Source organism: Candidatus Manganitrophaceae bacterium, assembly GCA_012960925.1.
GTDB lineage: Bacteria > Nitrospirota > Nitrospiria > SBBL01 > JAADHI01 > DUAG01.
On record DUAG01000071.1, the window covers coordinates 1 to 1,727 of the forward strand.

The following is a 1,727-nucleotide window of genomic DNA, read 5'->3' on the forward strand; positions in this document are numbered from 1 at the left end:
TATAATTGAAGTAGAGATAGAGAAATCAACTCTTTATCCACAACAATAGGAAATCAAAATGACTAAAATCACTAAGGAAATCATCACATTCACTGGGTCCAACAAGAATTATCCAGCAGGCACCAGGGAGATGATCCGCATCCCCACCCAGTGGCGTCCGGTCCTTGGATGGCTCGTGACTCCGGAGGAGTTCGCCGAGATGAACTTAAAGGTCGGAGATGAGGGTCAGTATGGGCCCAAGGCCGTGTCGTAAATGATCAAACTTTGTCGTGGAATGATAACTATCAGCCATTGACAGACCATCAAATAAATGCTATAATAGTAGTAGAGATAGAGAAATCAACAACTTTTAGGGGCCGCGATGCCTACCCCTTCTAAACAGGCATCACCAATTCTCATAGGAGATATATTATGTTAACTAAAAAAGCACTTCGCAAAACCACAGTTCAGACCACCGCCGAGATGATGTCAGATATGGCCAAGCTGTTAGGCGTCAACACATACCAGGAGATCCAGGATCACCCGGAACGCAAGATTGCCGCCGAAATAGTCTGCGATTATCGCGGTAAAAAGCCCGGCACGCTAAAGATCATATTCCAGCACGTCAATGGATTCATGAATAAAGGCCTCTTCCACAAGTCGATAGGCCGCCAAACTGCTGCATACGTCCTGGGCGTCTACAATGCTGGCCTCATCACTGACATGGAATGCGTCAATGCTATGAAGGTGCACGCCACCTACGAGCCGTCATAAGAGGAACTTATCGCCATCATAAGAAACTTTGATGGCGATAATGCTTGACAAACCCTGGATATATGCTATAATAGTAGTAGAGATAGAGAAAAGAACTCTTTATCCACCTCATATTCAACAGGAAACTAAATTATGAAAAATCAAGTCAATACCTACGCCCTTTCGTTTATCAAAAAAGACGCTAAGGAGGCCCTCTTTAATAGTTGGAAGACCCAGCGATTTTACACCGGCACCAATATGCGTCCGAGCATTGGGGATGACATCCTCTATGCCGCCAGCTACAAGGGAAAAACCTGGGCCATGATTGGATCCATCGGCACCGAGATGACTCAGACCGAGAAGGACATTTGTAATATTGGCACCGGCCGCCACTTCCACGCCACCTTTGCCACTGCTCCAGTCCGAGTGACCTCAGAGTTCCTAGTGATCCAGGGCGGCAATATTCTCCGTGAGGATCGAGCCGATCTTTGGAACGAGATAACCGGCGAGAGCCGAGTGACTGGTTCCAAGTCTGCCAAAAAGACTAAGTTGGCCAGAGAGATAAAGACTCCTGCGGAATCGATGTATGATGTCGCCATGGCAGTCATCAACTCTTCGGAAGATGAGGAAGGATGTGCCATAGAGACTTCTGTCGGTATCCGATATATTGATCGATCCGAGCAGTTGGGATTCACCCTTGCCGAGATGCGAGAGTTCATCCTAGGGGTGGCGTAATGATTCGATCCACCCAACAGACCACTGAGGCACGCAAGGATTCTATGAGGATCCGACGTGCCCAGGCCACCAAGACACGTGCGGTTAAGACAGACCGCACCAGAACCCCTTACAAAAGAACCCGATTTCAAATAGGAGAAAACGAATAATGGAACATAAATTCACACATAACGCAGATGGCACCCCACTAACCGGCAAGATGCTGTACCCGTGGTATAACCGACTGCCGCTCAAGTCCACCAAGGACCCCATGAGCGATC

3 protein-coding genes are annotated in these 1,727 nt (G+C 47.9%); all 3 read left to right on the top strand.

Going from position 1 to position 1,727, the window contains the following annotated elements:
* Positions 1–58 precede the first annotated feature (58 nt).
* Positions 59–253: a hypothetical protein gene (locus EYQ01_10145; protein HIE66144.1), complete on the top strand. Its 195-nt coding sequence runs from the start codon at positions 59–61 to the stop codon at positions 251–253.
* 158 nt (positions 254–411) lie between these two features.
* Positions 412–753 carry a hypothetical protein gene (locus EYQ01_10150; GenBank protein ID HIE66145.1) on the top strand — a complete coding sequence of 114 codons (342 nt, stop codon included), beginning with the start codon at positions 412–414 and terminating at the stop codon, positions 751–753.
* A 132-nt stretch (positions 754–885) separates the two neighbouring features.
* Positions 886–1,467, top strand: a complete 582-nt coding sequence (locus EYQ01_10155) for a hypothetical protein (GenBank protein ID HIE66146.1) — start codon at positions 886–888, stop codon at positions 1,465–1,467.
* The last annotated feature ends 260 nt before the right edge of the window (positions 1,468–1,727 follow it).